This window comes from Actinomyces culturomici (assembly GCF_900499005.1).
GTDB classification, from domain to species: domain Bacteria; phylum Actinomycetota; class Actinomycetes; order Actinomycetales; family Actinomycetaceae; genus Pauljensenia; species Pauljensenia culturomici.
The window spans coordinates 213,191-237,782 of record NZ_LS991316.1; the positions used below are offsets into that span (position 1 = coordinate 213,191).

Sequence of the window (24,592 nt, forward strand, 5' to 3'; positions counted from 1 at the left end):
GCGGGGGTCTACGCTCGCCCCTATGTCCGATCCTCAGGCCCTTGATCAGATGCTCGCCACCCTCGCCCCGACTCCGCAGGGCGAGTACGTCTTCGCCCTCGTCGACGAGGTGCCGGCGGGGACGCACCCCTTCGCCGTCATCCGCGACGAGGACAAGCTCACCGTCGTCCTCGAGAAGTCCGAGGCCGAGGCGGCGGGCCTTCCCGTCGACAAGACCTACGCGCATCTCTCGCTCGGCCTCCAGGCCGACCTCGACTCCATCGGCGTCACCGCGACGATCGCCCAGATCCTCTCGGCCCGCTCGATCGTCGCGAACCCGATCGCGTGCGCGCGCCACGACCACTTCTTCGTTCAGGCCGATCGCGCCGACGAGGCCGCCCAGCTCCTCGCCGATCTCGGCCGCAACGCGCGCGGGTGGCTCCCGAAGAACTGAGTCCCCGCATTCACCTCGCGCGGCCGTCGACCCCCGGGTCGACGGCCGCGAGCGCTATCGGCGCGGATGCGCCCGGTTGTACTGCGGGGGCATCGGGAGTTCGGCGCGGAGCCGCGCCGCCCAGAGCCGCGGGAGCATGGGGTCGGCGAGGAGGTCCCGGCCGATCTCGACGACGTCGGCGGACCCGTCGAGGAGGATCTGCTCGGCCTGCTCTGCCGACCGGATGAGTCCGACCGTCGACACCGGCGCGGAGAGCCCGGCGTCCGCGAGCGCCCGGCGCACCGCGCGAGCTGCGAAGACCTGGTAGCCCGGGCCGATCGGCATGGGGGCGAGCGCGTTCCCGCCGGTCGAGAGGCAGAGCATGTCGGCGCCGTCGCCGACGAGGAGCGGCGCGAGGCGCGTCGTGTCGGCGAGCGTCCACGAGCGCGCGCCCGGCCGCGCGTCGTCCTCGAGCCAGTCCGTCGCCGAGAGGCGCACGAGGAGCGCCGCGTCTCCGATAGAGTCGCGGACCCGTCTCACGACCTCCCGGATGAGGCGCGAGCGCCCCTCGAAGGAGCCGCCCCACTCGTCGGACCGGCGGTTCGAGTCCGGGGAGAGGAACTGGTGGAGGAGGTACCCGTGCGCCCCGTGGATCTGGACGCCGTCGAATCCGGCGTCGACGGCCCGGCGGGCGGCGGCCGCGAATGCGTCGGTGATCCCCTCGATCTCCTCGGCCTCGAGCGCCCGCGGCGAAGGATCGTCCGGTCCGAAGGGGATCGGCGAGGGCGCGACGGTCTCCCACCCGCCCTCGTCGACCGGAGCGGGTCCGCGGTCCGATTCCCACTGGACTCGGCTCGACCCCTTGCGGCCCGCATGATTGAGCTGGATGAAGGCCTTCGCCCCGCCCTCGTGAACGACGTCGGCGAGGCGCGCGAAGTCGGGGATCCGCGAGTCCTCGTGGAGCGAGAGGCAGCCGACGGAGATGCGGCCCTCGGGGACGACGCCGGTCGCTTCGACGATCACCGCGCCGACGCCGCCGAGGGCGCGGGCGCCGTAGTGGACGAGGTGCCAGTCGGTCGGGCGGCCGAGGCCGTCGCCCGCGGGGGCGGCGGAGTACTGGCACATCGGGGGCATCCACAGGCGGTTCGGCGCCTCGACGGAGCCGACCTTCAGGGGCGCGAACAGGCGCGGAGCGGTCATGCGCCCAGGGTATCCCCAGGTTCGGCGGGGCGCTTCCGAGCAGGTCGGAGGGTACGATGGTCCCTATGGCAAAGGAGCTCTCGCGGACGGATCGCGCGATCGTCAGGCTGGCGGACGGCACCGTCAAACAGCAGAACCTCTTGACCGGAACCGAGGTGTGGACCGTTCCCGGGCGCGGCAATCGCCCGCTCTCCGCCCCGCACCCCGATCCCCGTCCGATCGATCACTCGCAGGACGGCTGCCATTGCGCGTTCTGCGAGAAGCGCTACCTTGAGACGCCGCCGGAGAAGTCGCGCCTCGTCATCGACGAGGACGGGGCCTGGCGCGAACTCTCCGGGCTGCCGGCGGAGAAGCTGTCGGACACGACCGCCGAGTTCCGGAGGATCCCGAACCTCTTCGAGATCGTCTCCTACAACTACTGGCACCTCAATCACGGGCACATGCCCTCCGAGGCGGAGCACCGCCGGATGGCGGAGTACCTCGCCTCCCCCAAGGGCTACGACCACATCATGCGGGTCGTTCACGCGCGCCTCAGGGCGTCGGGCGTCTCGGACGCCGACTTCGACGCGATGACGGATTCGGAGAAGCTCCAGCAGGCGAACGGCTTCTTCTCCGGCGGGCACGACCTCATCGTCGCGAAGCGGCACTTCGTCGATGGGGCGCGCGACACGACCGACCTCGCCGGTTCGGGGACGCTCACCCCCGAGGAGCACTACCGGTACACGGACTTCACGGCGCGGACGATGGAGGACCTCTACGGGCTCGACCGTCACGTCCGCTACGTCGCGACTTTCCAGAACTGGCTGAAGCCGGCGGGCGCGTCCTTCGACCACCTCCACAAGCAGCTCGTCGCGATCGACGATTTCTCCGTGCAGACGGAGGCCGAGCTCGACCGCCTGCGCTCCCAGCCGGACATCTACGACGAGATCCTCAAGGTCGGGGCGACGCGCAAGCTGCTCATCGCGCAGAACGACCACGCCTTCGCGATGGCCGGGTTCGGCCATCGCTTCCCCGGCGTCGCGATCTGGCCGCTTCACGCGCCGCGCAACCCGTGGGAGGTCTCGCCCGAGCAGATGCGCGCGGTCTCCGACCTCCTCCACGCGATGCACGCGGCGACCGGCACGGACGTCCCGTGCAACGAGGAGTGGTACCACCGTCCGCCGACGGTCCGCACGCCGATGCGGTGGAGGATCCTCCTCAAGTGGAGGATCTCGACGCTCGCCGGCTTCGAGGGCGGCACCCGCATCTACCTCAACACGATCGATCCGTGGACCGTGGTCGACAAGCTCGTGCCGCGGCTCGAGGAGATGCGCGCCTCCGGCCGGATCGCGCCGATGCGGATCGGCGCCGAGTGCCGCGTGACCCCGGAGATGCTCGAGGACTGAGCGCCGCCTGTTCGGGTTACTCGGGGATCGACCCGTCGCCCTCGGCGGGCCGATCGGTCGGCCGCGCGTAGTAGACCCACGGGAACCAGCTCGTCCCGATGACCCGCCATCCCTCGGCCTCGAGTCGGGCGCGCGGGTTGTTGAGCGCGGTGACGCGCTTGTGCTCCCACTGGACGTCCGTGTGAACGAGGTCGTGGTAGAGGATCCCGTAGCCGATCGAGCGCCAGCCGCGCCGCCCGGCCCGTTCGAGTCGGGGCAGCTCGTCGAAGGCGTCGACGGGGGTCATCCTCCAGATCCGTCCGTCGTCCGCGGTCCAGGGGTCGTTCATCGACGAGGTCGGGGCAGGGGCGTCGGACTCGCCGGAGCCGCTCGAGGGGGGCGCGCTGCGTGCGTCCTCCTCCTTGCCGAAGCGCTGCTGCGCGGCCTGGCGGGAGATGCCGAGGACCCGGCCGATCGTCGCCCAGGAGGCGCCGGTGTCGCGGGCGGCGGCGACGGCGGAGCGCAGCAGCTCCTGGGCCTCGTCGGCGACGACGCCGGTCGCCCGCACGAGGTCGGTCCCGGATTCCCCGCGCGCCTCGGGGTCGTCGAGGCGCGCGAGGAGCGCGGGGTCGAGGCGCGCGACGAGGGCGGCGAGCTCCTCGTGGACGCGGGCGCGGACGCCCTCGTCGAAGCGCGAGGAGTCGGCGGATTCGGGCGCCGCGTTCCGTTCGGCGCTCATCAGGCGCCCTCGGTCCCGTGATCGGCGTCTGCGTCGTCCGCGCCCGCTGCCGCGGTCGCGGAGTCCTTCCGCGACGAGGACTTCGACTTCGCGACGGACGCCGCGATGGCGACGAGGACGATCCCGATGACGAATCCCGCGCCGATGCCGAGCCCGAGAGAGAAGGCGTCGCGGTCGGGCGAGGAGAGGAGGGGGATGAGCGCGGCGAGGACGGCGACGAGCCCTCCGAGGACGGCGATCAGTCCCCCGGCGAGGGCGAGGGGCCGCGAGGAGGACGCGGGCGCCGCGGTCGACGAGTAGAGGATCCGCGACTCCTCCGGGCGCGCGGCGCGCCCCGAGGCGCGGGAGCCCTCGGCGGGCGAGCCCGCCGAGGAGGGGCTCTGAGACGCCGGGTCGCCTGCGGAATCCGCTCGGCCCGCCCCGGCGGCGGGATCGGCGATCTCCATGCGTCAAGAATATCTTGACGCATGATCTAGTGTCAATATTTTATTGACACCGAGTTCCGCGGACGGCCGCGCCGGACGGCATCAGCCCTGAAGCCCGGCCTCCCACATCGCGATCCGCTCGGCGGACGCGGCGAGGGCGTCCTCGGAGATCGCCTGCGCATCGGCCAGGGGCGCGAGGAACCAGTGGGCCGCGGTCCCCTCGAGCGCCGTGCCGTCCAGCGGGTAGACGAGGCCCGCGCTCGCGAGATCGTGCTGCCCCTCCCAGGAGAGCAGCCAGGCGAGGAGGGCCCGCGCCCCGTCCTCGTTCTTCGCGCCCGCGGCGGGCGCGGCGTAGAGGACGCGCTGGACGCAGGTGCCGGCGAGCGCCTCGGCCGAGGCCTCGACGCCCGGCTCGGAGGTCGTCCGGGAGATCGCGCTCATCGGCGCGACGAGGAGGGGCCGGTTCGCGGCGCTCGAGTCGCCGGACTGGGGCGCCTCGAGCGCCGTCCACGCCGAGTTCGCCGTTGCGGAGTCCGCGATGAGCGCCTGGCCGGACTTCAGCGCCTTCGCCCATTCGCCGAGGCCCTCGCCGAGGCGCTCGGCCGCGCCCTCGACGAAGAGGGCTCCGACGCGGGAGGACCGCGGATCGGGGATCGAGAGGAGGGAGGCGTTCTCCGCCTTCGCGAGGTCGCCGAGGCTCGTCGGGAGGGCGCGCTTGTTCGCCGACATCCACGCCTTGTCGGCGAGGACGCAGACGTCGTCGCGCCCGAAGGCGATCTCCGAGTCGACACCGGCGATCGCCGTTCCCTCGGGGGCGGAGACCTCGAAGGGGGCCGAGGCCGCGAGGGCGTCCTTCGCGGCGAGGACGTCGCCCGCGCCGAGCCCGAGGGCGACATCCGCTCCGACTCCCGAGATCTCGGAGGCAGAGGAGACCGCGTCCTGGTCGAGGTCGAAGCCCGTCGCCCGGTAGAAGGCGTCGACGACCTCCGTCGGGAGCTGGGCGCCGTCGAGAACCGCGACCTTCACCGTCCCCGATCCGCGGTCGGGCTCCGGGGCGCCGAGCGCGCCGGGCATGGCCGACTGGACCTCGTCGACGGCTCCCGTCGGGACGATCGGCTCGGCGAAGGGGTCGGCGCCCGTCGAGGCTCCGACGGACGGCGTGCAGGCGGCGAGAAGGCCCGTCGCGGCGAGGGCCGCGGCCATCGCCGCGGGCCGGTGGATCGACGACATGGGCGCTCCTTCGAGGGCGGGCGGAACTCGATTCAGTCTAAGGCGCGACGAGTTGAGCGGCCGGACCTGCGGGGCGAGCCCCGCGTACGGCATGATGGGACGAGTGGGGCGCGTCGCCCCGAACCGAGGAGGGAGTGCACCATGGAGGATCTCGGCTGGAAGCTCGCGAGCGCCGGCGCGATGGCGATCTCCGCGATGGGCGCGGGCAAGGTCGCCGAGGCCGGATGGAAGCTCGTCACCGGACGCGACATCCCCCGCGAAGACGACGACGAAGTCGCGCTCGTCTCGCTCATCCTCTTCGCCGCAGCCTCCGCCGCCATCGTCGCGGTGGCGCAGCGCTACGCGATCCGCTCGGCGAAGAAGTGGTACGGACCCGCCCCGAAGAAGCTCGAGGCCTGAGGCCCCGGATCTCCCGATAGCGCGCTCTCTCAGAGGGCGCGCTTCGCCGCGCCCGTGAGCCGGGCCATCGCGATCCGTCCCGCCTCGCGCCCGGCGCGCGTCGCGCCGAAGGTCGACGCCCCCGAACCGTAGCCGACGAGGAGCACGCGCGGAACCCGGTATTCCAGAAGATCGTGTCGACCTCGACCCACGTGTCCGTCGGAAAGGGCCTCCACGAGTCCGGTTCGACGAGCCCGCCGGAGGGAGCTCTGCGCCCGCTCGGCCCGAGCGCCCCGGGGTCCGACAGGGTCGCGCGCGGCGAGAACCTCACGCCGGACGCGCCGATGAGGTCGAACATCCCGCGGCTGACGAACACCCCGGAGCGGACGCCCTCGAGGTACTCGGGGAGTCTCGGAATGCCGGTCGTCCGCACGACCGAGGCGGGCGCCGCCCCGGTCGCCGTCCTCTCGTCGACCGCCCTCTCGACCTCCGCGCCCCACACGGCGTCGAAGTCGAGGGCCGTGAAGTTCGGCGGCCTGCGGGTCGCCCACGCCGTCGACGCCGCGACCGGCGCGAGTTCGAGGAGGAACTGGACGGCGGACAGGCCGCCGCCGACGACGAGGACCCGCTCGTCCGCGAAATCCTGCGCCCTCACGTACTGCGTCGTATCGAGGACCCGGCCCCGGAACGAGTCGGCGCCGGGAATCGACGGCCGGTACGGGCGGGTCCACGTGCCCGTCGCGTTGACGATCATCCGGGCGCGCAGGAGCCCCGTCTCCCCCGTGTCCGCGCGCTCCCACTCGATCTCGAGGAGGGTGTCGCGACGAATCCCCTCCGGCGGGCGCACCGCCCCGGCCTCGTCGATCGACGAGGACCCGAGGACGAGCGGCGTCGCGAGCACGGCGGAGGAGCGGACGGAGCGCACGCGCACCGGCCGGACGACGGCGAGGTCGAAGGCCTCCTCGTAGCGGCCGTAGTACTCGGCGGCGACCTGCGAGGACGGGCGATCCTCGTCCATCGGGCCGGCATTGAGGTGCGGGAGGTCGGAGATCGATGCGCCTTCCCGACCGTGAGCGAGTCCCAGCGATGGCGCCACGCGCCGCCCGGCCCCTCCTCGGCGTCGAGCACGAGGAAGTCGACGCTCGGGCGCATCCCGCGATGGACGAGCTCGCCCGCGGCGGCGAGGCCCGCCTGACCGGCGCCGATGACGACCAGGTCGATGGGGTCGGGAATCCGCGCCCCGGCCCCGCTCACCGGGAGCCCCTCACTCACGGGACGACCCGAGGCGCGAGGAAGGGGAAGTAGGGCGAGAGGTCGGCCCGCTCGCCGGACGCCTGGACGCGGCCGTCCCCGGCGGCCTCCTCCCACGTGACGGCGCCGGTGACGAGGCCGAGCCACGTCTCCATCGTCGTCTCGACGACCGCGGGCGGCGTCCCGCGCCGGTGGGTCGTGCCCGGAAGGATCTGGACGGCGCCCGCCGGGGGCACGCGCACCTCGACCGATCGGCCCGGATGGAGAGCGCCGATCTCCTCGAGGGTGAAGCGCACGGCGGCGAGGAGCACCGGCCGCGGGGTCTGCGCCCCCTCGCGCGCCCAGGTCGCGAGCGCGCCGAGCCCCTCGGCGGCGGGGATTCGTCTCTTCGGCATGCCACGATCGTAGGCGCGTCGCGGGTTCCGGGGAGAATGCGGGTCCTCCCCCATATGCTGTTGCCCTGCGCTCCGGCAGAGTGGGAGGGGCGCCGTTCCCGCGGCGCCGTCGGACGGCGAAGGAGGGGCATGAACGAGGTCGTGGCGGCGCATTCGCACGAACGGGCGACCGGAACGGCGGGCGCCGAAGAGCCCCTCGCGCGCCCGACCACCCGCGGGCCGTCGATCGGCGCGCCCGCCCGCCTCGCGCGCGGGCGGCTCCCGTTCCACGAGCGCCTCCTCGTCGCCGGATCGCTCGCCGACTTCCCCGAGGCGCGCTCCGCCTCCTGGGACCCCGACGTCCTCCGCGAGCTCGCGGGCGCCGACCGGGTCGGCGAGATCCCCGCCGGCAAGGTCTCCTTCATCGAGGGGCTCGACGAATTCGCCCAGGAGTCCCGCGACTGCCTCCAGCGCCCGAGCGCCTGGGGGCGCGCCCTCGGGCACCGCCTGCGCGACGCCGTCGAACCCCGCTGCCCGCTGTGGCTCTCGACCGCCTCCCCCGCCTCGCTCCCCCGGCTCTCCGACCTTCTCGGCGAGGGCGCCGTCGCGGTCGCCGGAGCGCCCGGCCCGGACGGCTCGATCCCGGTCGCCCTCAATCCGCTGCGCCTCGTCGAGGCCTGGTCCGCCGATCCGGAGCGCGCCGCGTTCCTTCGGCGCATCCTCCACGACGCGGACTCGCTGCGCGCGCCGAGAGCCGTCGTCGACGCGCTGCGCCGGGCGGGCGTCGCGATCCGCGAGCGCTCGCGCCTCGCGCGCCTCGCCATCGATCCGCGCTTCCTCGCCTACCTCGTCGTCTTCGTCTACTCGGCGCTGCGGGCCCTGCCCGTCGCGCTCGTCCCGGGCTTCACCGGCCGCGTGTGGGTCCTCTGGACGATCGACGTCGTCACGGCGATCCCCTACACCTGGGGCGTGCTCGCCATGGTCGCGGGGCGCACCGTCCTCACCCGGATCGCCGGCCTCGTCGTCACGGTCGTCACCTTCCTCGCGCCCTACGTCTACTTCATGGCGCACGGGAAGGACTGCCCGCCGAGCGTCCTCGTGTTCGTCGGCGCGATGATCATCGGGGCGATCGGCCTCGAGGCCGCGCGCTGGCGTCGCGATGTCGTCGTCGCTCGCGAGCTCGTCGCGGTCGCCTGACTCTCTCCGGCCCTGCGCTCGCACCCCCCCCCGCGCCCCTCCCGCCGAGAGCATCCCCTTCGCTCGCCGAGGGGATCTCCCCGCCCGCCGAGAGCATCACCTTCGTCCGCCGAGAGCATTACCTTTGTCCGCCGAGAGCACTACTGGCTCTTCCCAGTTGGGGGTGTACTCGGCTGCTGCTGCCCCGTACGACCTACATCGCCGTCTCGGCGCGCTCTGTGGGCGGGCACGGGCGTCGAGTGTGCGATCCAAGTCGCCCAGCGCCCGGAATCGGCGGCCCGCACAACCTGCATCGCCGTCTCGGCGCGCTCTGTGGGCGGGCACGGGCGTCGAGTGTGCGATCCAAGTCGCCCAGCGCCCGGAATCGGCGGCCCGCATGACCTACTTCGCCGTCTCGGCGCGCTCTGTGGGCGGGCACGGGCGTCGAGTNGAAGTGTTGGCGGCTGGGCCAGCGGTGGTCGGCATGATGTCTTGCCCCTGTCTACTCAATGATCCGGGGGTGTTGTCACCGACCATCCGCGCGGCTGGTGGTGACCGCTGATCAGGGGAACGCCCCGAAGACGTGACTGTCGAGGTCTTTCGTAACGTGGGTGCGGGGCGACCAGCTCAAGGGACGCTGGCCGTCCACCCCTACGACGGACGGGATGACGACATGGTCACCGACGACATCGACGTGTTCATCGGCATCGACGTGGGCAAGTCCGACCACTGGGCGACCGCCTTGACCCGAGACGGGAAGAAGCTCTTTGATCGGGCTCTCCCTAACGACGAGGCCCGCCTGCGTGATCTTTACGACCGTCTCGGCTCCCATGGGCGGGTGCTGGTGGTGGTGGACCAGCCCGCCACCATCGGCGCCCTGGCCGTCGCTGTCGCCCAGGACGAGGGCTTGGCGGTGGGCTACCTGCCGGGCCTGTCCATGCGCAGGATCGCCGACCTGACTCCGGGCAATGCCAAGACCGACGCGAGGGACGCCGCGGTCATCGCCGAGGCGGCCCGCACCATGCCCCATACCTTGCGAGCGATCAGCTCCTCGGACGAGGACGCCGCGGCCTTGGGTATGCTCACGGGCTTCGACCTGGACCTGGCCCGTCAGGTCAACCAGATCTCTAACCGGATCCGGGGCCTGTACACCCAGATCCACCCCGCCCTGGAGAAGGTCCTGGGGCCCTGGCTCGAGCACGACGCCGTCCTGGAGGTCATCGCCTCCTGGCCCACCCCCGCCGCCCTGCGCAAGGCCGGACGAGGCAGCGTGGACGCCAAGCTCGAGGCCCACGGCGCCAGACGCCACACCACCTGGGCGAACGCCATCATCGACGCCCTGGACTCCCAGAGCGTGGTGGTCGTCGGCACCGACGCCGCTGGCGTGGTGCTCCCGCACCTGGCGCGCCAGCTCGCAGCCCTGCACGCCCAGAGGGCGGACGTCGCCGCGAAGGTTGAGGCCCTGGTGGAGGCCCACCCTCTTTACGAGGTCCTGACCTCCATGCCCGGCATCGGGGTCAGGACCGCCGCCGTCTTCATCGCCGAGACCCTCGGGCGCACCTTCGAAACCGGAGCCCACCTGGCCTCCTACGCAGGCCTCACACCAGTCACCCGCAGATCAGGATCCTCCATCCGAGGCGAATACGTTTCCCACGCAGGCAACAAACGACTCAAACGAGCAATGTTCCTGTCCGCCTTCGCATCCCTACGCTCAGACCCCACCTCAAGGGCCTACTACGACCGCAAGATCACCCAAGGCAAACGCCACAACCAAGCCCTCATCGCCCTCGCCCACCGACGCATCCTCACACTCCACGCCATGATCCGAGACGGAGCCCTCTACAACCCCAACCCGACAACACACCTGCCAACAGCCGCTTGACACACCACATAGGGGGCACCCCCCTTCGCTCGTGTCAGCAAAGAGATCCCCTCGGCGGAGCAAGGTGATGCTCTCGGCGCCCAAAGGTGATGCTCTCGGCGGAGCAAGGTGATGCTCTCGGCGGGCGGGGGTGAGAGGATCGGGGCATGATCCCCGCCTACCCGCGCGCGCTCGTCCGCACCGCCGAATCCGCCCTCGTCGCCGAGGCGGCGAGTGCCGGCGACCCCGACCACTTCATGCGCTCGGCCGCCCGCGCCGTCGCCGACGCGGTCCTCGACGCGCTCGGAGACGACCCCCGCTCTCACGGCTCCCCGGCCGTCCTCGCGCTCGCCGGAGGCGGGGACAACGGCGGGGACGCGCTCTATGCCGCCTCCTTCCTCGCCGAATCGGGGATCCCCTGCATCGCGCTCGGCCTCCACAAGCGCATCCACGAGCGGGCGAGTGCGGCCGCGCGCGAGGCCGGCGTCGAGATCCTGCGCGCGCCCGTTCCGGGCGCGCGGACCGATTCGGACGACACCGCCGAGCAGGACGACACCGCCGAGCAGGACGGCGCCGTCGCGTCGCGTGCCTCGTCGGGGTCCGGGTCCGCCCTCGTCCCCGCGCTCGCCGACGACCCGCGGATCGCGGCGGCCCTGCGGGCCGGAGTGTGGATCGACGGGATCCTCGGCACCGGGCTCGAGGGCGCGCCGCGCGAGCCCGCGCGCTCCTGGATCCGAGAACTCGAGGCGCTCCGCATCGCCAAGGGCGCCCGCGTCGTCGCCGTCGATGTCCCCTCCGGCGCCCTGTCCGACGAGGGCGCCGTCACCGAACCCGTCCTCGCCGCCGACCGCACGGTGACGATGGGCGGTCTCAAGTCCGCGCTCGTCCTGCCGCCCGCCCTCCACAGGGCGGGCGCGGTGACCGTCCACGACCTCGGGCTCGACCTTCCGGACTCGACGGTCCGGGTCGTCGAGGACGCCGATGTCGCCGAGGTCCTCGGCGTGCCGGACCCCTCGGACCACAAGTACACGCGCGGCGTCGCCGGCCTCGTCGCGGGCTCCGACTCCTACCCGGGCGCGGGCGTCCTCGCGTGCCTCGGTGCGCAGGCGGCGGGCCCCGGCATGATCCGCCTCGACGCGCCCGGACGCGTCGAGGACCTCGCGCTCGCCCGCATCCCCGGGATCGTCACCGAGGGCGGGCGCATCCAGGCGGGGCTCGTCGGCCCTGGCATGGACGAGACCCGCGAGCAATCGGTCCGCGACCTCGCCCGATTCTGCCTGAGCTCGGGCCTTCCCCTCGTCGTCGACGCGGGCGCCCTCGCCCTCGTCCCCGAGTTCGCGCGCACCGGGCTCGCGGACACCTGCGTCCTCACGCCGCACGCGGGGGAGGCCGCGGCGCTCCTCTCCGCCCTCGGGGAGTCGCGGCCGCGCTGGTGGATCGAGGAGAACCCCGCCGAGGCCACGCGGATCATCGCGTCGGCGACCGGCGCGCGCGTCCTTCTCAAGGGCGCGGCCTGCGTCCTCGCCTCCCCGGACGGCTCGCTCGTCGCGATCCCCGCGGGGCTCGGCTGGACGGGGGTCGCCGGCGCCGGAGACGTCCTCGCGGGTCTCCTCACCGGTCTCGCCGCCACTTGGCGCGCCCGCGTCGAAAGCGATCGCCCGCACGCCGACTTCGCGACCGTCCTCGCCGTCGGCGCTCTTCTTCACGCGAAGGCCGGTGCGTTCGCGGCCCGGCGCCACGGGCCCCTCGGCGCGCCCATCGGCGCGCACGAGATCGCCGGCGCCGTCCCCGCCGTCATCGGCCGCTTTCTGGCCGGGGCCGACGAGGCCGTGGAGCCGGTGGGATACTGAGTCGCGTGATGCCCTCCGTCCACACCCCCTCGGCCTATCCGGGACGCGCGATCGTCGACCTCGGCGCGATCGCCGACAACCTCGCGGTCCTGCGCGCCGCAGCTCCGCGCTCCCTGCAGATGGCGGTCGTCAAGGCGGACGCCTACGGCCACGGCATCCTCCCCGTCGCCCTCACCGCGCTCGAGGCCGGATCCGAATGGCTCGGCGTCGCGCAGCTCGCCGAGGCCCTCGAACTGCGCGCCGGACTCGACGCCGCCGGTATCACTCGCGAGGCCGCCCCGATCCTCGCGTGGATCGCCCCGAGCGGTGCCGACTGGGGCGAGGCCCTGCGCGCCGGCATCGACCTGTCGGTCTCCTGGACCTGGGTGCTCGCCGAGATCTGCGCCGCCGCGCGCGAGACGGGGATCCGCGCCCGTATCCACGTGAAGATCGACACCGGAATGTCGCGCGCTGGATCGACCCCGGCCGACCTGCCCGCCCTCGCCGCCGCCGTCCGCACGGCCTCCGACGCGGGCCTCGTCGAGGTCGTCGGCGTCTGGAGCCACCTCTCGCGCGGCGACGACCCGAGCCCCGAGGGCAACGCCTCGACCGCCTCCCACGTCGAGATCTTCACCCGCGGTCTCGAGGTCCTCGCGGCCGCCGGCGTCACCCCTCGGATCCGTCACCTGTCGGCGACCTCCGGGATCCTCTGGCACCCCGAGGCCCACTTCGACATGGTCCGCGCCGGCATCGGCATGTACGGCCTCAGCCCCGACCCGTCGGTCGCGACCGCCGCCGAGCTCGGCCTTCGCCCGGCGATGACCCTGCAGGCGCCCCTCACCTCGGTGAAGGTCGTCGAGGCCGACGTCCCCGCCTCCTACGGCGGCACCTGGCGGACGCCCTCGCGCCGCTGGCTCGGGCTCGTTCCTCTCGGCTACGCCGACGGGATCCTCCGCGCCGGATCGAACGGCGCCCCCGTCCTCGTCGATTCCCCCGAGGGGCCGATCCGCACGAGCGTCGTCGGGCGGATCTGCATGGACCAGTTCATCATCGACCTCGGGCCCGCCGACGCCGAGCCCGGCACACCGACGGCCCGGACGCCCGAGCCGCCCGCCCGCGTCGGCGACCTCGCGGTCCTCTTCGGCGATCCCGCGGCGGGCGCGCCGCTCGCCGACGAGTGGGCGGCGAAGGCGGGGACGATCAACTACGAGGTCGTCTCGCGACTGGGGGAGCGGATCCCCCGTACGCACCTGCCCGCGGCGCGGACGCGGCCCGACACCGGGGACGATTCCGCCGGCGCCCCTCTCGACGACGCAGCCGCGAACGACGACCCCTCGAAGGAGACCCTGCGATGACCGCACTGTCCATGCCGACCTCCTCGGCCGACGAGACCCGCGCCCTCGGGCGCGCGCTCGGCGAGGTCCTGAAGGCCGGCGACCTCGTCATGCTGCGTGGCGGCCTCGGCGCCGGCAAGACGACACTCACTCAGGGCATCGGCGAGGGGATGGGCGTGCGCGGCCGCGTCGCCTCTCCGACCTTCATCGTCGCCCGCGTCCACCCGAGCACCCACGGCGGACCGGACCTCATCCACGCCGACGCCTACCGGATCCGCGACCTCGAGGACCTCGAGACCCTCGACCTCGACTCCTCGCTCGCCGGCTCCGTCACCGTCGTCGAATGGGGCGAGGGCAAGACCGAGGCGATGTCCGACGAGCGTCTCGAGATCGACGTCGTGCGCGCCACCGGCGGCGACATCGCCCACGAGGACGGGGCCGTCGACCTCGAAACCATGGACGACGGAGCGCGCGTCCTCGAACTCCACCCCCACGGCTCGCGCTGGGACGGCGTCCTCGAGCCGGTCCTCGCACGTGCCGCCGAACTCGCCCGGCAGTACGACTCCGCCGCGCAGGGCGCCGACGCCGACCCCGAGTAGGATCCGCACCGTGACTGATCTGACCCTCGACACCTCCGCCGCCACCGTCGTCGCCGTCGTGCGCGACGGCGAGGTCCTCGGACGCGCCCGCAACGACTCCTCGCGCCACCACGCCGAGTCGATCACCGTCTTCGTCCGCGAGGCCCTCGAGGCCGCCGGCCTGCCCGCGCAGGCGGACGTCGCCGGACTCGACCGCGTCCTCGTCGGCACCGGCCCCGCCCCCTTCACGGGCCTGCGCGCCGGACTCGTCTCCGCGCGCGTCCTCGCGCGCGCCTGCTCCGTCCCCGTCTACGGCGCCTCGAGCCTCGACCTCGTCGCCCGCGCCGCCCTCGACCTCCTCGCCCCCGACGCGCACGTCGTCGCGATCTCCGACGCGCGCCGCAAGGAGCTCTACTGGGGCCACTTCGTCGCCGAGGGCCCCGACGACGTGCGCCTCGTCGACCGCCTCGAGGTCGGAACCGCGCAGACCCTCGTCAACTCGATGCGCGACATCGACGCGCTCCTCGTGTCCGCCGGACCCGCGCCCGCGCACTCCGAGCAGGTCCTCGCGCAGGTCCCGCGCGGCCCCGAGGTCGAACTCGACCCCGCGATCCTCACGCGCATCGTCGACGCCCGCCTCGCCCGCGGCGAGGAGTCCGTCCTCGGCACCGAGCCCCTCTACCTGCGCCGCCCGGAGATTCAAGGGCAGCCCATGGAGCGCATGTGACGCTCTCGCCCGCCGGGATCCGTCTCATCCCCGCCGGACCCGGCGACGCGGCGACGCTCCTCGCCCTCGAGGAGACGCTTTTCCCCGAGGATCCGTGGACCGCCGCGATGATCCGCGAGGAACTCGCCTCCGCCTACTCCGTCTACCTCCTCGCGCTCGAAGGCGACGCCGCCGCGCCGCCCGGATCCGGGATCGACGAGGCCGGTGCGGTGTGCGGATACGGGGGAGTGAGGATCGTCGGCGAGGGCGCCGACATCATGACGATCGGCGTCGTGCCCGAATCGCGCGGGCGGGGCCTCGGGGCCGCGATCCTCGAGCGCCTCCTCGACCTCGCCGCCGCGCGCGGGGCGTCCGCCTGCTTCCTCGAGGTGCGCGAATCGAACGGGCCCGCCCGACGCCTCTACGAGCGCGCCGGATTCGTCGAGGTCGGGCGGATCCGCCGGTACTTCCGCCGCCCGACCGAGGACGCGATCGCGATGCGCGCCGGCCTCGTCGATCGGTGCGGAACGGCGCCGTCGGACGGTTCCGCGAAATCCGCAAACATGTGATGGTGAAAACATCTGCGCGCGCACCTCGGCGGGGCTCTCGAAGCGGATCGGGGAGGACATTCGTGGCGCGCGTCGCATTCGCGGGAAATCGCGCGATCACGCGGAAAACGACACCGCGTCCCGAAACGGGCCAGGGTCCTCGGTCCTGAGTCCCAGAGGGCCGGAAGTCCTCGCGCATAAGCTGTGCAACATGGCCACAACAAACGTCGCGACGAAGAGGCGCCGTGCGTGGACCACCAGCGTGTTCGTGAAGCAGCTGATGGCCATCTCGGGCTTCGTGTTCGTCTTCTTCCTCCTCTTCCACTCCTACGGCAACCTCAAGATGTTCCTCGGACAGGAGGCGTACGACAACTACGCCCACTGGCTGAAGAACGAGGCGTTCGTGCCGATCTTCCCGCACGGCGGATTCATCTGGGTCTTCCGCGCCGCGATGATCCTCATGCTCGTCATCCACCTGTTCGCGGCGGCCTACACCTGGAAGCGTTCGCGCAGGGCCCGCACGAGCCGCTACGTCGTGAAGAAGTCGGTCACCGACTCCTACGCCGCGCGCACCATGCGCATGTCGGGCGTCCTCATCCTCCTCATCTTCATCTTCCACATCCTGCACTTCACGACCGGTACCGTGAAGACCGGCTTCACCGCCGACTCCACGCCGTACGAGCGCATGGTCGCGTCGTTCCAGTCGCCGCTCCTCGTCATCGTCTACGCCCTGTTCGTCGGCCTCGCCTGCCTCCACGTGTCGCACGGCTTCTGGTCGATGTTCCAGACCCTCGGCTGGGTGCGCCCCGGGACGCGGAAGTTCATGCTCGTCCTCTCCGGCATCGTCGGCGCGATCATCTTCGTGATGTTCATGGCTCCGCCGCTCGCCATCGCCGCCGGATTCATCTCCTGAGGAAGGTCGAAAACAATGAGTGACACCCTCATCCAGGGCCTCTACCGCGAGGGCGAGAAGATCGCCGACACCAAGGCGCCCCTCGACGTCCCGATCTCCCAGTGCTGGGAGCAGCGCAAGTTCTCCGCGGCCCTCGTCAACCCCGCGAACCGCCGCAAGCTGCGCGTCATCATCGTCGGCACCGGCCTCGCCGGCGGCGCGGCCGCAGCCTCGCTCGGCGAGATGGGCTACAACGTCGACGTGTTCTTCTACCAGGACTCGGCCCGCCGAGCCCACTCGATCGCCGCCCAGGGCGGCATCAACGCGGCGAAGAACTACCGCAACGACAACGACTCCGTCTACCGCCTCTTCTACGACACGGTCAAGGGCGGCGACTACCGCGCCCGCGAGACGAACGTCTACCGCCTCGCCGAGGTCAGCGCGAACATCATCGACCAGTGCGTCGCCCAGGGCGTCCCCTTCGCCCGCGAGTACGGCGGCCTCCTCGACAACCGCTCCTTCGGCGGCGTCCAGGTCTCCCGCACCTTCTACGCGCGCGGCCAGACCGGGCAGCAGCTCCTCATCGGCGCCTACCAGGCGCTCGAGCGCCAGGTCGCGGCGGGCACCGTCAAGGAGCACTCGCGCCACGAGATGGTCGAGCTCATCGTGTCCGACGGGCGCGCCCGCGGCATCATCGCCCGCAACATGGCGACCGGCGAACTCGAGACCTACGTCGCCGACGCCGTCGTCCTCGCGACCGGCGGCTACGGCAACGTCTTCTTCCTCTCGACGAACGCCATGGGCTGCAACGCGACCGCCATCTGGCGCGCGCACCGCAAGGGCGCCTACTTCGGCAACCCCTGCTTCACGCAGATCCACCCGACCTGTATCCCGCAGCACGGCGATCAGCAGTCGAAGCTCACCCTCATGTCCGAGTCGCTCCGCAACGACGGCCGCATCTGGGTGCCGAAGAAGGCCGAGGACTGCTCGAAGGATCCGCGCGAGATCCCCGAGGAGGACCGCGACTACTACCTCGAGCGCATCTACCCCTCGTTCGGCAACCTCGTGCCCCGCGACATCGCGAGCCGCCAGGCGAAGAACATGTGCGACGAGGGCCGCGGCGTCGGCCCGAAGATCAACGGCGTCGCCCGCGGCGTCTACCTCGACTTCGCCGAGGCGATCGGGCGCATGGGCAAGGCCGCCGTCTCCGCGAAGTACGGCAACCTCTTCGACATGTACGAGCGCATCACCGGCGACAACCCGTACGAGGTGCCGATGCGCATCTACCCGGCCGTCCACTACACGATGGGCGGACTGTGGGTCGACTACGACCTCGAGTCGAACCTCCCGGGCCTGTACGTCGCCGGCGAGGCGAACTTCTCCGACCACGGCGCGAACCGCCTGGGCGCCTCGGCGCTCATGCAGGGCCTGTCGGACGGCTACTTCGTCCTGCCGAACACGATCAACGACTACCTGTCGAAGTGCTTCAACCTGCCGAAGCTCGACGAGTCCTCCCCGGACGTCGCCGAGGCGCTCGCCAGCGCGCAGTCCCGCATCGACACGCTCATGTCGATCAACGGCTCCCGCTCCGTCGACTCCTTCCACAAGGAGCTCGGCCACATCATGTGGGAGTACTGCGGCATGGAGCGCACCGAGGAGGGCCTGAAGAAGGCGATCGGACTCATCCGCGAACTCCGCAAGGACTACTGGAAGAACGTCCGCGTCCCCGGCAAGTCGATCGGCGAGCTCAACCAGTCGCTCGAGAAGGCCGGCCGCGTCGCCGACTTCATGGAGCTCGGCGAGCTCATGTGCATCGACGCCCTCCACCGCGAGGAGTCCTGCGGCGGCCACTTCCGCGCCGAATCGCAGACCCCCGAGGGTGAGGCCCTCCGCCACGACGACAAGTACCTGTACGTCGCCGCGTGGGAGTGGGCCGGCGAGGGTGAGCCGCCGATCCTCCACAAGGAGGACCTCATTTACACCAACATCGAGCTGAAGCAGCGGAGCTACAAGTGAACCTCACACTGAAGATCTGGCGCCAGAACGGTCCCGAGGACCGCGGCGCGATGCACGAGTACCAGGTGAAGGGGATCTCGGAGGGGTCGTCGTTCCTCGAGATGCTCGACATCCTCAACGAGGACCTCTTCGCCCGCGGCGAGGAGCCGATCGCGTTCGACTCCGACTGCCGAGAGGGCATCTGCGGCCAGTGCGGCATCGTCATCAACGGCATCGCCCACGGGCCGGAGGTCACGACGACCTGCCAGCTGCACATGCGCACCTTCCACGACGGCGACGTCATCACGATCGAGCCGTGGCGCGCGGACGCGTTCCCGGTCATCAAGGACCTCGTCGTCAACCGCTCCGCCCTCGACCGGATCATCCAGGCCGGCGGCTACATCTCGGTGAATACGGGCGCCGCCCCCGACGCCCACGCCACCCCGGTCCCGAAGCAGGACGCGGACCGCGCCTTCGAGGCGGCGGCCTGCATCGGCTGCGGAGCCTGCGTGGCGGCGTGCCCGAACGCGTCGGCGATGCTCTTCACCTCGGCGAAGGTCACGCACCTCCAGCTCCTCCCGCAGGGCAAGCCGGAGAACTACAAGCGCGTTGTCAACATGCTCAACCAGATGGACGAAGAGGGCTTCGGTACCTGCACGAACATCGGCGAGTGCGCGGCGGTCTGCCCCAAGCAGATCCCGCTCGACGTCATCGCGACCCTCAACCGCCAGCTCGGCAAGGCGACCCTCAAGGGCGTCTGATCCGCCGAATCGGCCATCCGGGACCCCCGGCCGCGCACGCGGCCGGGGGTCCCGCGCATTTGGCGGTACGCGCCACGGGAGCGCGGATCGTCGTGCGCGAAGGGCGCCCAGATGCAGCAGACGCTGGAGGAAGTCCCCCTTCTCAAGGACGCCGCCTCCGCCCTCGGCAATCGGGGACCGGAGATCCGGGTGCGCTGCCCGAAGTGCGGCTTCCTCGAGACCGAGGACGCCCGCTTCTGCTCCTCGTGCGCGGCTCCCTTGGGCCCCGGGGCGTCGCCGAGCGTCTGAGCCTCCTCCCGCCCGCGCTCGGGAGCTCTCCGGTCGGTCCGGCGACCCGGGGCGCCGCCGAAGAACCGCCACGTCGGGCGCGATTCGCTTGGGGCGCGCGGCGATAGGATGGGGCCACCACGACGTACGGAGGCGAGGACGCATGACGAAGTACGACACCACCGGCCCGAACACGCGCACGCGGCGCTACTGGGTGGCCTCGACCATCGGGATCGGCGCGATGATCGTCTTCGCGATCCTCTCCCTGCTCCTCCTCGGCGGCGTGATGTTCGGCCCCGACTCCCTCAAGCCCATCGCCGACAAGGCCTTCCCCTGGTCGCTCCTCGCCCTCGGAGTCGCCGGCGTCGCCATGTACGTCGCGAACATCCGCTCGAAGGACACCGACCCGCAGGAGTAGGCGTGTGACCGGTCGCGCCGGAACGCGCCGGGAGCCGAACGCGCCGCGGACCTACACTGGGGGGCGTGACTGAACCCCTCGTCCTCGGCATCGAATCGACCTGCGATGAGACCGGCGTCGGCCTCGTGCGCGGATGCGAGCTCCTCGTCGACCGCACCGCGACCTCGATGGACCAGTACGCCCGCTACGGCGGCATCATCCCCGAGATCGCCTCGCGCGCCCACCTCGAATCCTTCCTCCCGACCCTCGACACGGCCCTCGCCGAAGCCGGCGTCGAGCTCTCCGACGTCGACGCGATCGCCGTCGCCGCGGGACCGGGCCTCGTCGGCTCGCTCACCGTCGGCATCTGCGCGGCGAAGGCCCTCGCCTCGGCGACCGGCACACCCCTCTACGGCGTCAACCACGTCATCGGCCACCTCGCCGTCGACAAGCTCGCCGAGGGGCCGCTGCCCGAGCGCTTCATCGGACTCGTCGTCTCCGGCGGGCACTCGAACATCCTCCTCGTCGAGAACCTCGCGACCGACGTCCGCGAACTCGGCGGCACCCTCGACGACGCCGCGGGCGAGGCCTTCGACAAGGTCGGGCGCCTCCTCGACCTCCCGTACCCCGGCGGCCCGCACGTCGACCGCCTCTCCCAGGCGGGCAACGTCGACGCGATCCGCTTCCCGCGCGGCCTCGCCGCCGGCAAGGACAAGGAGCGCCACAAGTACGACTTCTCCTTCTCCGGCCTCAAGACCGCCGTCGCCAGGTATATCGAGGGCGCGGCGGCCCGCGGCGAGCAGGTGAGCGCCGAGGACGTCTGCGCCGGGTTCTCCGAGGCGGTGAACGACTCCCTCACCTCGAAGGCCGTCCGCGCGGCCCTCGACACCGGGTGCGACACGATCGTCGTCGGCGGCGGCTTCTCCGCGAACTCGCGCCTGCGCGCCCTCCTCGCCGAGCGGGCCGCTGCGGCCGGCGTCGCCGTCCGCCTCCCCCCGCTCCGCTTCTGCACCGACAACGGCGCGCAGATCGCCGCGATGGGCTCCGAGCTCGTCGCCGCGGGCGTCGCCCCGTCCGACTGGGACTTCTCCCCGGATTCGGGCATGCCCCTCACGCAGACCTCGATGCTCCCGCGCTGAGGACGCGCGGCCCCGGCCTCGTCGATCGCGACGAGGTCTCAGCGCGCAGTCGACCGCGAACTCGAAGCTCCCAGCGGCTATGCTCGCCGTATGTTGCCGCGCGCTATTGAATCGGACAACAATCCGATGGAGTACCCCTGGGCCGCGCCCGAGGAGTCTTGCCTCGTCGACCTCGGCGCCCGCGGCGAGTCAACGGTGCGCTCCGCAACGGTGATTCCCGGACGGAGGCTCAACTATCTCAAGATTTGCGGGCTCGACGGCCAAATCGACTCCTTCGACACGGTCTGCAAGATCGCCAACGAGGAATGGGCGGACCAGAGGATCCTCGTCGTCGCCCTTGGATCGAACGCTTCTCCGTCCGTCATGATCAACAAGATGAATCGGCGCAATCCTGGCGGCGCGCATCTCATCCCGATAATCCGCGCGCGCATCCACGGAATGGGAATCGGCTACTTCGCCTCCGTCGCGCCGCGAGGATACATCGCCGCCACGCCGTTCTCGGCACCGGGAAATTCTTCCGAGGTCTGGGCTTCGCTCCTTACCGGTGATCAATTCGCAGCGCTCACCAGCACAGAACCGGGATATACCTGCCGACTCGTGTCCGCCCGCGACTACCCCCTGGAGATCCTCGGCGAGCCCAAGGCCGGGTTGCGTACGGGGTCGCAGATCGCCGAGCGCCCCGACGCCTACTACATCTTCGACGCCGACTGCGGATATCTTCTTGACGCTGCCGGGAAGCCGCTCTCCCTCGTACCCGGCCAGACGGCGCTCCTCAATTCCTTACGGACAGACGGAATCCTGCCAACCGAAGCCGGCGGCGACGCTGCCGCCAATGCCGCGTGGCTCACCGAGGAACGCAATCAGCACTGCCTCATCGCGAACCTGCGCGACGCGGGAAGGGTCCATCCCGCCGACATTAGAGGCGAGGAGCTCACCGGGCATGCCCTTCGGTACGAGGAGATTGCATCGGACTTCGGCGACCCCCCGGACAGTGGGGAGCACTATCGCGTCACCCCTACCCGATTCGGGATCGATCGGCGCGGTGGCCCCTCAGTTGTTCTTCCGCTCGGGAGCATCGCTGCCTCCGACGTCGTCGCTCTGCGCGCCGAGCCCGGCGGAGAGGGCTTTGGCGCACATGAAGCCGGTGTATTCCCCGTAGTCGCGCACGTCGCTCATGGGATTGCGGCATCCCCAGGGACCATCGAACTGGACCAAACGCTGCGAGATGGACTCGGAGTGGCGAACGGCGAATACGTGCGAATTGAGCCAGCTCGGCTCAGAAGAACCGCCATCGCCGACTTCATCTGCGGTCGCCGGTACCTGCTGCTGCGTGCGCAAGTCGCCGACCACACCAACATGGAAACAGACGTCGCTTTGGCCCCGCCACTCGCTCTCACGATGCTCGGCATCTCCGGCGGCGACCGAGTCGTCATCGAAGGTGCCCCGAGCCCGGACGGGACGGTCCCGGAGATCCGGCTACGACTCGTCGAGATGACGGACGATGTCCTCAACCGACGGGAGGCGATCCAAAGATCCGCCCGAGGGCTCTATTCGAGCGCCCGACGAGGACTGGGCGTGCATCCGGATATCATGCCGATCCTCCTCGACCACGATGCACGCGTACGGCTCAATCACTCCGAGCACCTGCTTGTTCCTGTCCGCGTGAGGCCCTCCAGAGGGCCCAAGATCGTCAACGAACTCCGTGAGCTCATGCTCGTTCTCTTCCTCGGATTCATCTCGATGGTGACGCTCATCAACGACTGGAGGATCGTCACGACCCTCATGACGTTGCTCATCTGCCTGACACTCGTCCTGACGGTTGCCCGGGTGCGCTCGACAATCGGCGGCGGACGGCCGACGCGTGACCCGGCACCCCATTGATCGAAGCTCGCCGTCGGGCGATGACGGCGCGGTGACGTCCGTCGATCCGCGTCGCGAGGACGACCGCCGCGCCCTCGGCAGCGGGGTCGAGCTTGAGGGCGGCGCGCAGCGCCGCGGGGTCGATGTCGGCGCCCCGCTTCTTCACCTCGACGCGGCCGACTCCGAGGCGCCTCAGCTCCGCAGCGATCGCCTTCGGCTTGAGGGCGACCACCGACTCGACCCCGAACCATGCGAGGAAGGGCGAGGGCGCGGCGGCGTCCGCGGTGAGGTAGGCGATCCGAGCGTCGACGAGGCGCGCGTCGTGCCGCTCGGCGAGGAGGGCGACGAGGCCGGAGCGGATGACCGCGTCATCGGGCTCGGCGAGGAAGGCGCCGATCGGGCCGGTCGCCGCGGTGCGGACCGGGGCGTTCGCGGGGCCGTCCTCGGAGAGGACCTCGATCGCGTCGTCGCGCACGACGACGGCCGAGCGGCCCGGGCCCTCCAGGGCGAGCGGACCCGTCCAGATCGCCGCCTCGAGGAGGTCGCCGTCGACGCTCGTCCATTCGACGCGGGCGTCCGCGGGGAGGTCCGCGTGGGCGATGCCGGGGGCGACCTTGACGCCGACCGCGGGGATCGTCTGGCGCCAGCCGAGGACGGTGGAGAGGGGAGGGGACCAGGACTCCGGATCGAGGACGCGCCTGCCGCCCTTGGAGGAGCCCGTGCGGCGCGCGGGGTCGGCGAAGAGAGCGTCGACCCCGTCCGCGGCGAGGGCGGCGATGTCGAGGTCGAGGGCGTTCGCGCGCTCGACGCGCGCTCGCGGATAGGAGGAGAGGTTCTCCGAGGCGGCGGTCGCCGCGTCCTCGTCGAGGTCGACGGCGAGGACGCCGAGGCCCGCGCGCGCGAGCGCGATCGAGTCCGAGCCGATGCCGCACCCGAGGTCGGCGATCCTCGTCGTCCCCGCCGCGAGGAATCGCTCCGCGCGGCGGCGCGAGACGATCGCGCGCGTCGCCTGCTCGAGGCCGTCGCGGGTGAAGAGCATCGAGTCGGCGTCGTCGCCGAACTTCGCGCGCCCGCGTCGGCGCAAGTCGACCTGGGCGAGGGCGGCCGCGGCGAGGGCGGGTTCCACGCCCTCGCGTCTCAGGGCTTCCCCTGCGGCGAGCGGGTCGGCGGCGAGCTCCGCCTCGCGCTCGGCGAGGCGCTCGAGGAGCGCGCGGCCCTCGGGAGCGAGGAGCGGGGCGAGAGAGGACGGCACGGGAGGATTCTTCCATGCGGCGCCCGTCGGCGGGGGGGGGGAGCAGGGACGCGTCGGCGCTCGGGGAGGACGGACTCGCCGAAGGGCCCGGCGGGCGGCGCAAGAAAGCGTCCTCGCGGTCTGGCACTCGGCTTGCTCGAGTGCCAACGCGCGCCTATGCTCGTGCGTGAAGCGCGGCCCCGGCCGCGATCGGGTTCCTCACCCGACCCCCGCGACGGCGGGCGAGGGACGACCAGTTCTTCTTCAGAGAAAGGGAGCGACAGTGTCGATCTCCATCAAGCCCCTCGAGGACCGCATCGTCATCCGCCAGGTCGAGGCCGAGCGGACCACCGCGTCCGGCCTCGTCATCCCGGACAACGCCAAGGAGAAGCCGCAGGAGGGCGAGGTCCTCGCCGTCGGCCCCGGCCGCGTCGACGACAACGGCAACCGCGTTCCGGTCGACGTCAAGGTCGGCGACACCGTGATCTTCTCCCGCTACGGCGGCACCGAGGTCAAGTACGAGGGCCAGGAGTACCAGATCCTCTCCGCCCGCGACGTCCTCGCGATCGTCGAGCGCTGAGCGCGGGGGCCTTCGCCCCATTCGGCTCGAAGGGCCGGCGTCCTCGGACGCCGGCCCTTTCGCGT

Annotated in this window: 25 protein-coding genes and 1 pseudogene; 18 read left to right on the forward strand and 8 right to left on the reverse strand. The window is 71.6% G+C overall.

The window, feature by feature from the left end:
* Window positions 1-22 precede the first annotated feature (22 nt).
* Window positions 23-433 carry an ACT domain-containing protein gene (locus tag DY157_RS00920; protein WP_115726785.1) on the forward strand — a complete coding sequence of 137 codons (411 nt, stop codon included), beginning with the start codon at window positions 23-25 and terminating at the stop codon, window positions 431-433.
* A 54-nt stretch (window positions 434-487) separates the two neighbouring features.
* On the opposite strand, the gene DY157_RS00925 is transcribed toward DY157_RS00920, so the two are convergent.
* Entirely contained in the window at window positions 488-1,612 is a 1,125-nt protein-coding gene (locus DY157_RS00925; protein WP_115726786.1) for an oxidoreductase, read from the reverse strand.
* 65 nt (window positions 1,613-1,677) lie between these two features.
* Here DY157_RS00925 and DY157_RS00930 point away from each other — a divergent pair, with 65 nt between their 5' ends.
* Complete coding sequence (locus DY157_RS00930; RefSeq protein ID WP_115726789.1) at window positions 1,678-2,997, forward strand: DUF4921 family protein; 1,320 nt, start codon at window positions 1,678-1,680, stop codon at window positions 2,995-2,997.
* Between the two features lie 16 nt (window positions 2,998-3,013).
* On the opposite strand, the gene DY157_RS00935 is transcribed toward DY157_RS00930, so the two are convergent.
* The 3 genes from DY157_RS00935 to DY157_RS00945 all read right to left on the reverse strand — a co-directional run bounded on the left by DY157_RS00935 (window position 3,014) and on the right by DY157_RS00945 (window position 5,370).
* Window positions 3,014-3,715: a hypothetical protein gene (locus DY157_RS00935; protein WP_115726791.1), complete on the reverse strand. Its 702-nt coding sequence runs from the start codon at window positions 3,713-3,715 to the stop codon at window positions 3,014-3,016.
* The gene (locus DY157_RS00940; protein ID WP_115726793.1) at window positions 3,715-4,161 is read right to left on the reverse strand and encodes a hypothetical protein; all 447 of its coding nucleotides are present in this window, start codon (window positions 4,159-4,161) and stop codon (window positions 3,715-3,717) included. The genes DY157_RS00935 and DY157_RS00940 overlap by 1 nt, the downstream gene beginning before the upstream one ends.
* A gap of 81 nt (window positions 4,162-4,242) precedes the next feature.
* A complete protein-coding gene (locus DY157_RS00945; protein ID WP_115726794.1) occupies window positions 4,243-5,370 on the reverse strand; it encodes a type 2 periplasmic-binding domain-containing protein in 1,128 nt (375 codons plus the stop codon).
* A gap of 141 nt (window positions 5,371-5,511) precedes the next feature.
* On the opposite strand from DY157_RS00945, the gene DY157_RS00950 reads away from it, so the two are divergent.
* Window positions 5,512-5,769, forward strand: a complete 258-nt coding sequence (locus DY157_RS00950; RefSeq protein ID WP_115726796.1) for a DUF4235 domain-containing protein — start codon at window positions 5,512-5,514, stop codon at window positions 5,767-5,769.
* 556 nt (window positions 5,770-6,325) lie between these two features.
* Here the strand turns inward: DY157_RS00950 and DY157_RS11930 are convergent.
* The 3 genes and pseudogenes from DY157_RS11930 to DY157_RS00965 all read right to left on the reverse strand — a co-directional run.
* Window positions 6,326-6,595: pseudogene (locus tag DY157_RS11930) on the reverse strand (NAD(P)-binding domain-containing protein); the annotation flags it as partial.
* Window positions 6,499-7,116, reverse strand: coding sequence for an NAD(P)-binding protein (locus DY157_RS11935; RefSeq protein ID WP_407923449.1), 618 nt, complete (start codon window positions 7,114-7,116; stop codon window positions 6,499-6,501). The pseudogene DY157_RS11930 and the gene DY157_RS11935, both read right to left, overlap by 97 nt.
* Window positions 7,017-7,394 carry a sterol carrier family protein gene (locus tag DY157_RS00965; RefSeq protein WP_115726800.1) on the reverse strand — a complete coding sequence of 126 codons (378 nt, stop codon included), beginning with the start codon at window positions 7,392-7,394 and terminating at the stop codon, window positions 7,017-7,019. The genes DY157_RS11935 and DY157_RS00965 overlap by 100 nt, the downstream gene beginning before the upstream one ends.
* A gap of 129 nt (window positions 7,395-7,523) precedes the next feature.
* Between DY157_RS00965 and DY157_RS00970 the strand changes: the two genes are divergently transcribed.
* The 14 genes from DY157_RS00970 (at window position 7,524) to DY157_RS01030 (ending at window position 22,737) form a co-directional block, all read left to right on the forward strand.
* Window positions 7,524-8,570 (forward strand): hypothetical protein, encoded by a 1,047-nt coding sequence (locus DY157_RS00970; RefSeq protein ID WP_235827027.1) that lies wholly within the window; start codon window positions 7,524-7,526, stop codon window positions 8,568-8,570.
* Between the two features lie 652 nt (window positions 8,571-9,222).
* A complete protein-coding gene (locus DY157_RS00975; protein WP_115726802.1) occupies window positions 9,223-10,431 on the forward strand; it encodes an IS110 family RNA-guided transposase in 1,209 nt (402 codons plus the stop codon).
* A 146-nt stretch (window positions 10,432-10,577) separates the two neighbouring features.
* On the forward strand, window positions 10,578-12,260 hold the full coding sequence (locus DY157_RS00980; RefSeq protein ID WP_115726803.1) for a bifunctional ADP-dependent NAD(P)H-hydrate dehydratase/NAD(P)H-hydrate epimerase: 1,683 nt from the start codon (window positions 10,578-10,580) through the stop codon (window positions 12,258-12,260).
* An 8-nt stretch (window positions 12,261-12,268) separates the two neighbouring features.
* Window positions 12,269-13,594 (forward strand): alanine racemase, encoded by a 1,326-nt coding sequence (gene alr, locus DY157_RS00985; RefSeq protein ID WP_115726805.1) that lies wholly within the window; start codon window positions 12,269-12,271, stop codon window positions 13,592-13,594.
* Window positions 13,591-14,172, forward strand: a complete 582-nt coding sequence (gene tsaE, locus DY157_RS00990; RefSeq protein WP_115726807.1) for a tRNA (adenosine(37)-N6)-threonylcarbamoyltransferase complex ATPase subunit type 1 TsaE — start codon at window positions 13,591-13,593, stop codon at window positions 14,170-14,172. Before alr ends, tsaE begins: the two co-directional genes overlap by 4 nt.
* Before the next feature lie 10 nt (window positions 14,173-14,182).
* Window positions 14,183-14,878 carry a tRNA (adenosine(37)-N6)-threonylcarbamoyltransferase complex dimerization subunit type 1 TsaB gene (tsaB, locus tag DY157_RS00995; RefSeq protein WP_115726808.1) on the forward strand — a complete coding sequence of 232 codons (696 nt, stop codon included), beginning with the start codon at window positions 14,183-14,185 and terminating at the stop codon, window positions 14,876-14,878.
* The gene (rimI, locus tag DY157_RS01000; protein ID WP_235827028.1) at window positions 14,875-15,426 is read left to right on the forward strand and encodes a ribosomal protein S18-alanine N-acetyltransferase; all 552 of its coding nucleotides are present in this window, start codon (window positions 14,875-14,877) and stop codon (window positions 15,424-15,426) included. The genes tsaB and rimI overlap by 4 nt, the downstream gene beginning before the upstream one ends.
* A 190-nt stretch (window positions 15,427-15,616) precedes the next feature.
* Entirely contained in the window at window positions 15,617-16,318 is a 702-nt protein-coding gene (locus DY157_RS01005) for a succinate dehydrogenase cytochrome b subunit (RefSeq protein ID WP_115726809.1), read from the forward strand.
* Window positions 16,319-16,333: 15 nt separating this feature from the next.
* The gene (locus DY157_RS01010; RefSeq protein ID WP_115726811.1) at window positions 16,334-18,313 is read left to right on the forward strand and encodes a fumarate reductase/succinate dehydrogenase flavoprotein subunit; all 1,980 of its coding nucleotides are present in this window, start codon (window positions 16,334-16,336) and stop codon (window positions 18,311-18,313) included.
* Window positions 18,310-19,053, forward strand: a complete 744-nt coding sequence (locus DY157_RS01015) for a succinate dehydrogenase/fumarate reductase iron-sulfur subunit (protein WP_115726813.1) — start codon at window positions 18,310-18,312, stop codon at window positions 19,051-19,053. Before DY157_RS01010 ends, DY157_RS01015 begins: the two co-directional genes overlap by 4 nt.
* A 111-nt stretch (window positions 19,054-19,164) precedes the next feature.
* Window positions 19,165-19,341, forward strand: coding sequence for a hypothetical protein (locus tag DY157_RS11265; RefSeq protein WP_160159386.1), 177 nt, complete (start codon window positions 19,165-19,167; stop codon window positions 19,339-19,341).
* A 142-nt stretch (window positions 19,342-19,483) separates the two neighbouring features.
* Window positions 19,484-19,738 carry a hypothetical protein gene (locus tag DY157_RS01020; RefSeq protein WP_115726814.1) on the forward strand — a complete coding sequence of 85 codons (255 nt, stop codon included), beginning with the start codon at window positions 19,484-19,486 and terminating at the stop codon, window positions 19,736-19,738.
* Window positions 19,739-19,803: 65 nt separating this feature from the next.
* Window positions 19,804-20,856, forward strand: a complete 1,053-nt coding sequence (gene tsaD / locus DY157_RS01025; protein ID WP_115726816.1) for a tRNA (adenosine(37)-N6)-threonylcarbamoyltransferase complex transferase subunit TsaD — start codon at window positions 19,804-19,806, stop codon at window positions 20,854-20,856.
* A gap of 126 nt (window positions 20,857-20,982) precedes the next feature.
* Window positions 20,983-22,737, forward strand: coding sequence for a hypothetical protein (locus DY157_RS01030; RefSeq protein WP_115726817.1), 1,755 nt, complete (start codon window positions 20,983-20,985; stop codon window positions 22,735-22,737).
* Here the strand turns inward: DY157_RS01030 and DY157_RS01035 are convergent.
* Entirely contained in the window at window positions 22,649-23,968 is a 1,320-nt protein-coding gene (locus tag DY157_RS01035) for a class I SAM-dependent methyltransferase (protein ID WP_115726818.1), read from the reverse strand. The two genes, DY157_RS01030 and DY157_RS01035, sit on opposite strands and share 89 nt — an antisense overlap.
* 262 nt (window positions 23,969-24,230) lie before the next feature.
* On the opposite strand from DY157_RS01035, the gene groES reads away from it, so the two are divergent.
* A complete protein-coding gene (groES, locus tag DY157_RS01040; RefSeq protein ID WP_115726820.1) occupies window positions 24,231-24,527 on the forward strand; it encodes a co-chaperone GroES in 297 nt (98 codons plus the stop codon).
* Window positions 24,528-24,592 lie beyond the last annotated feature (65 nt).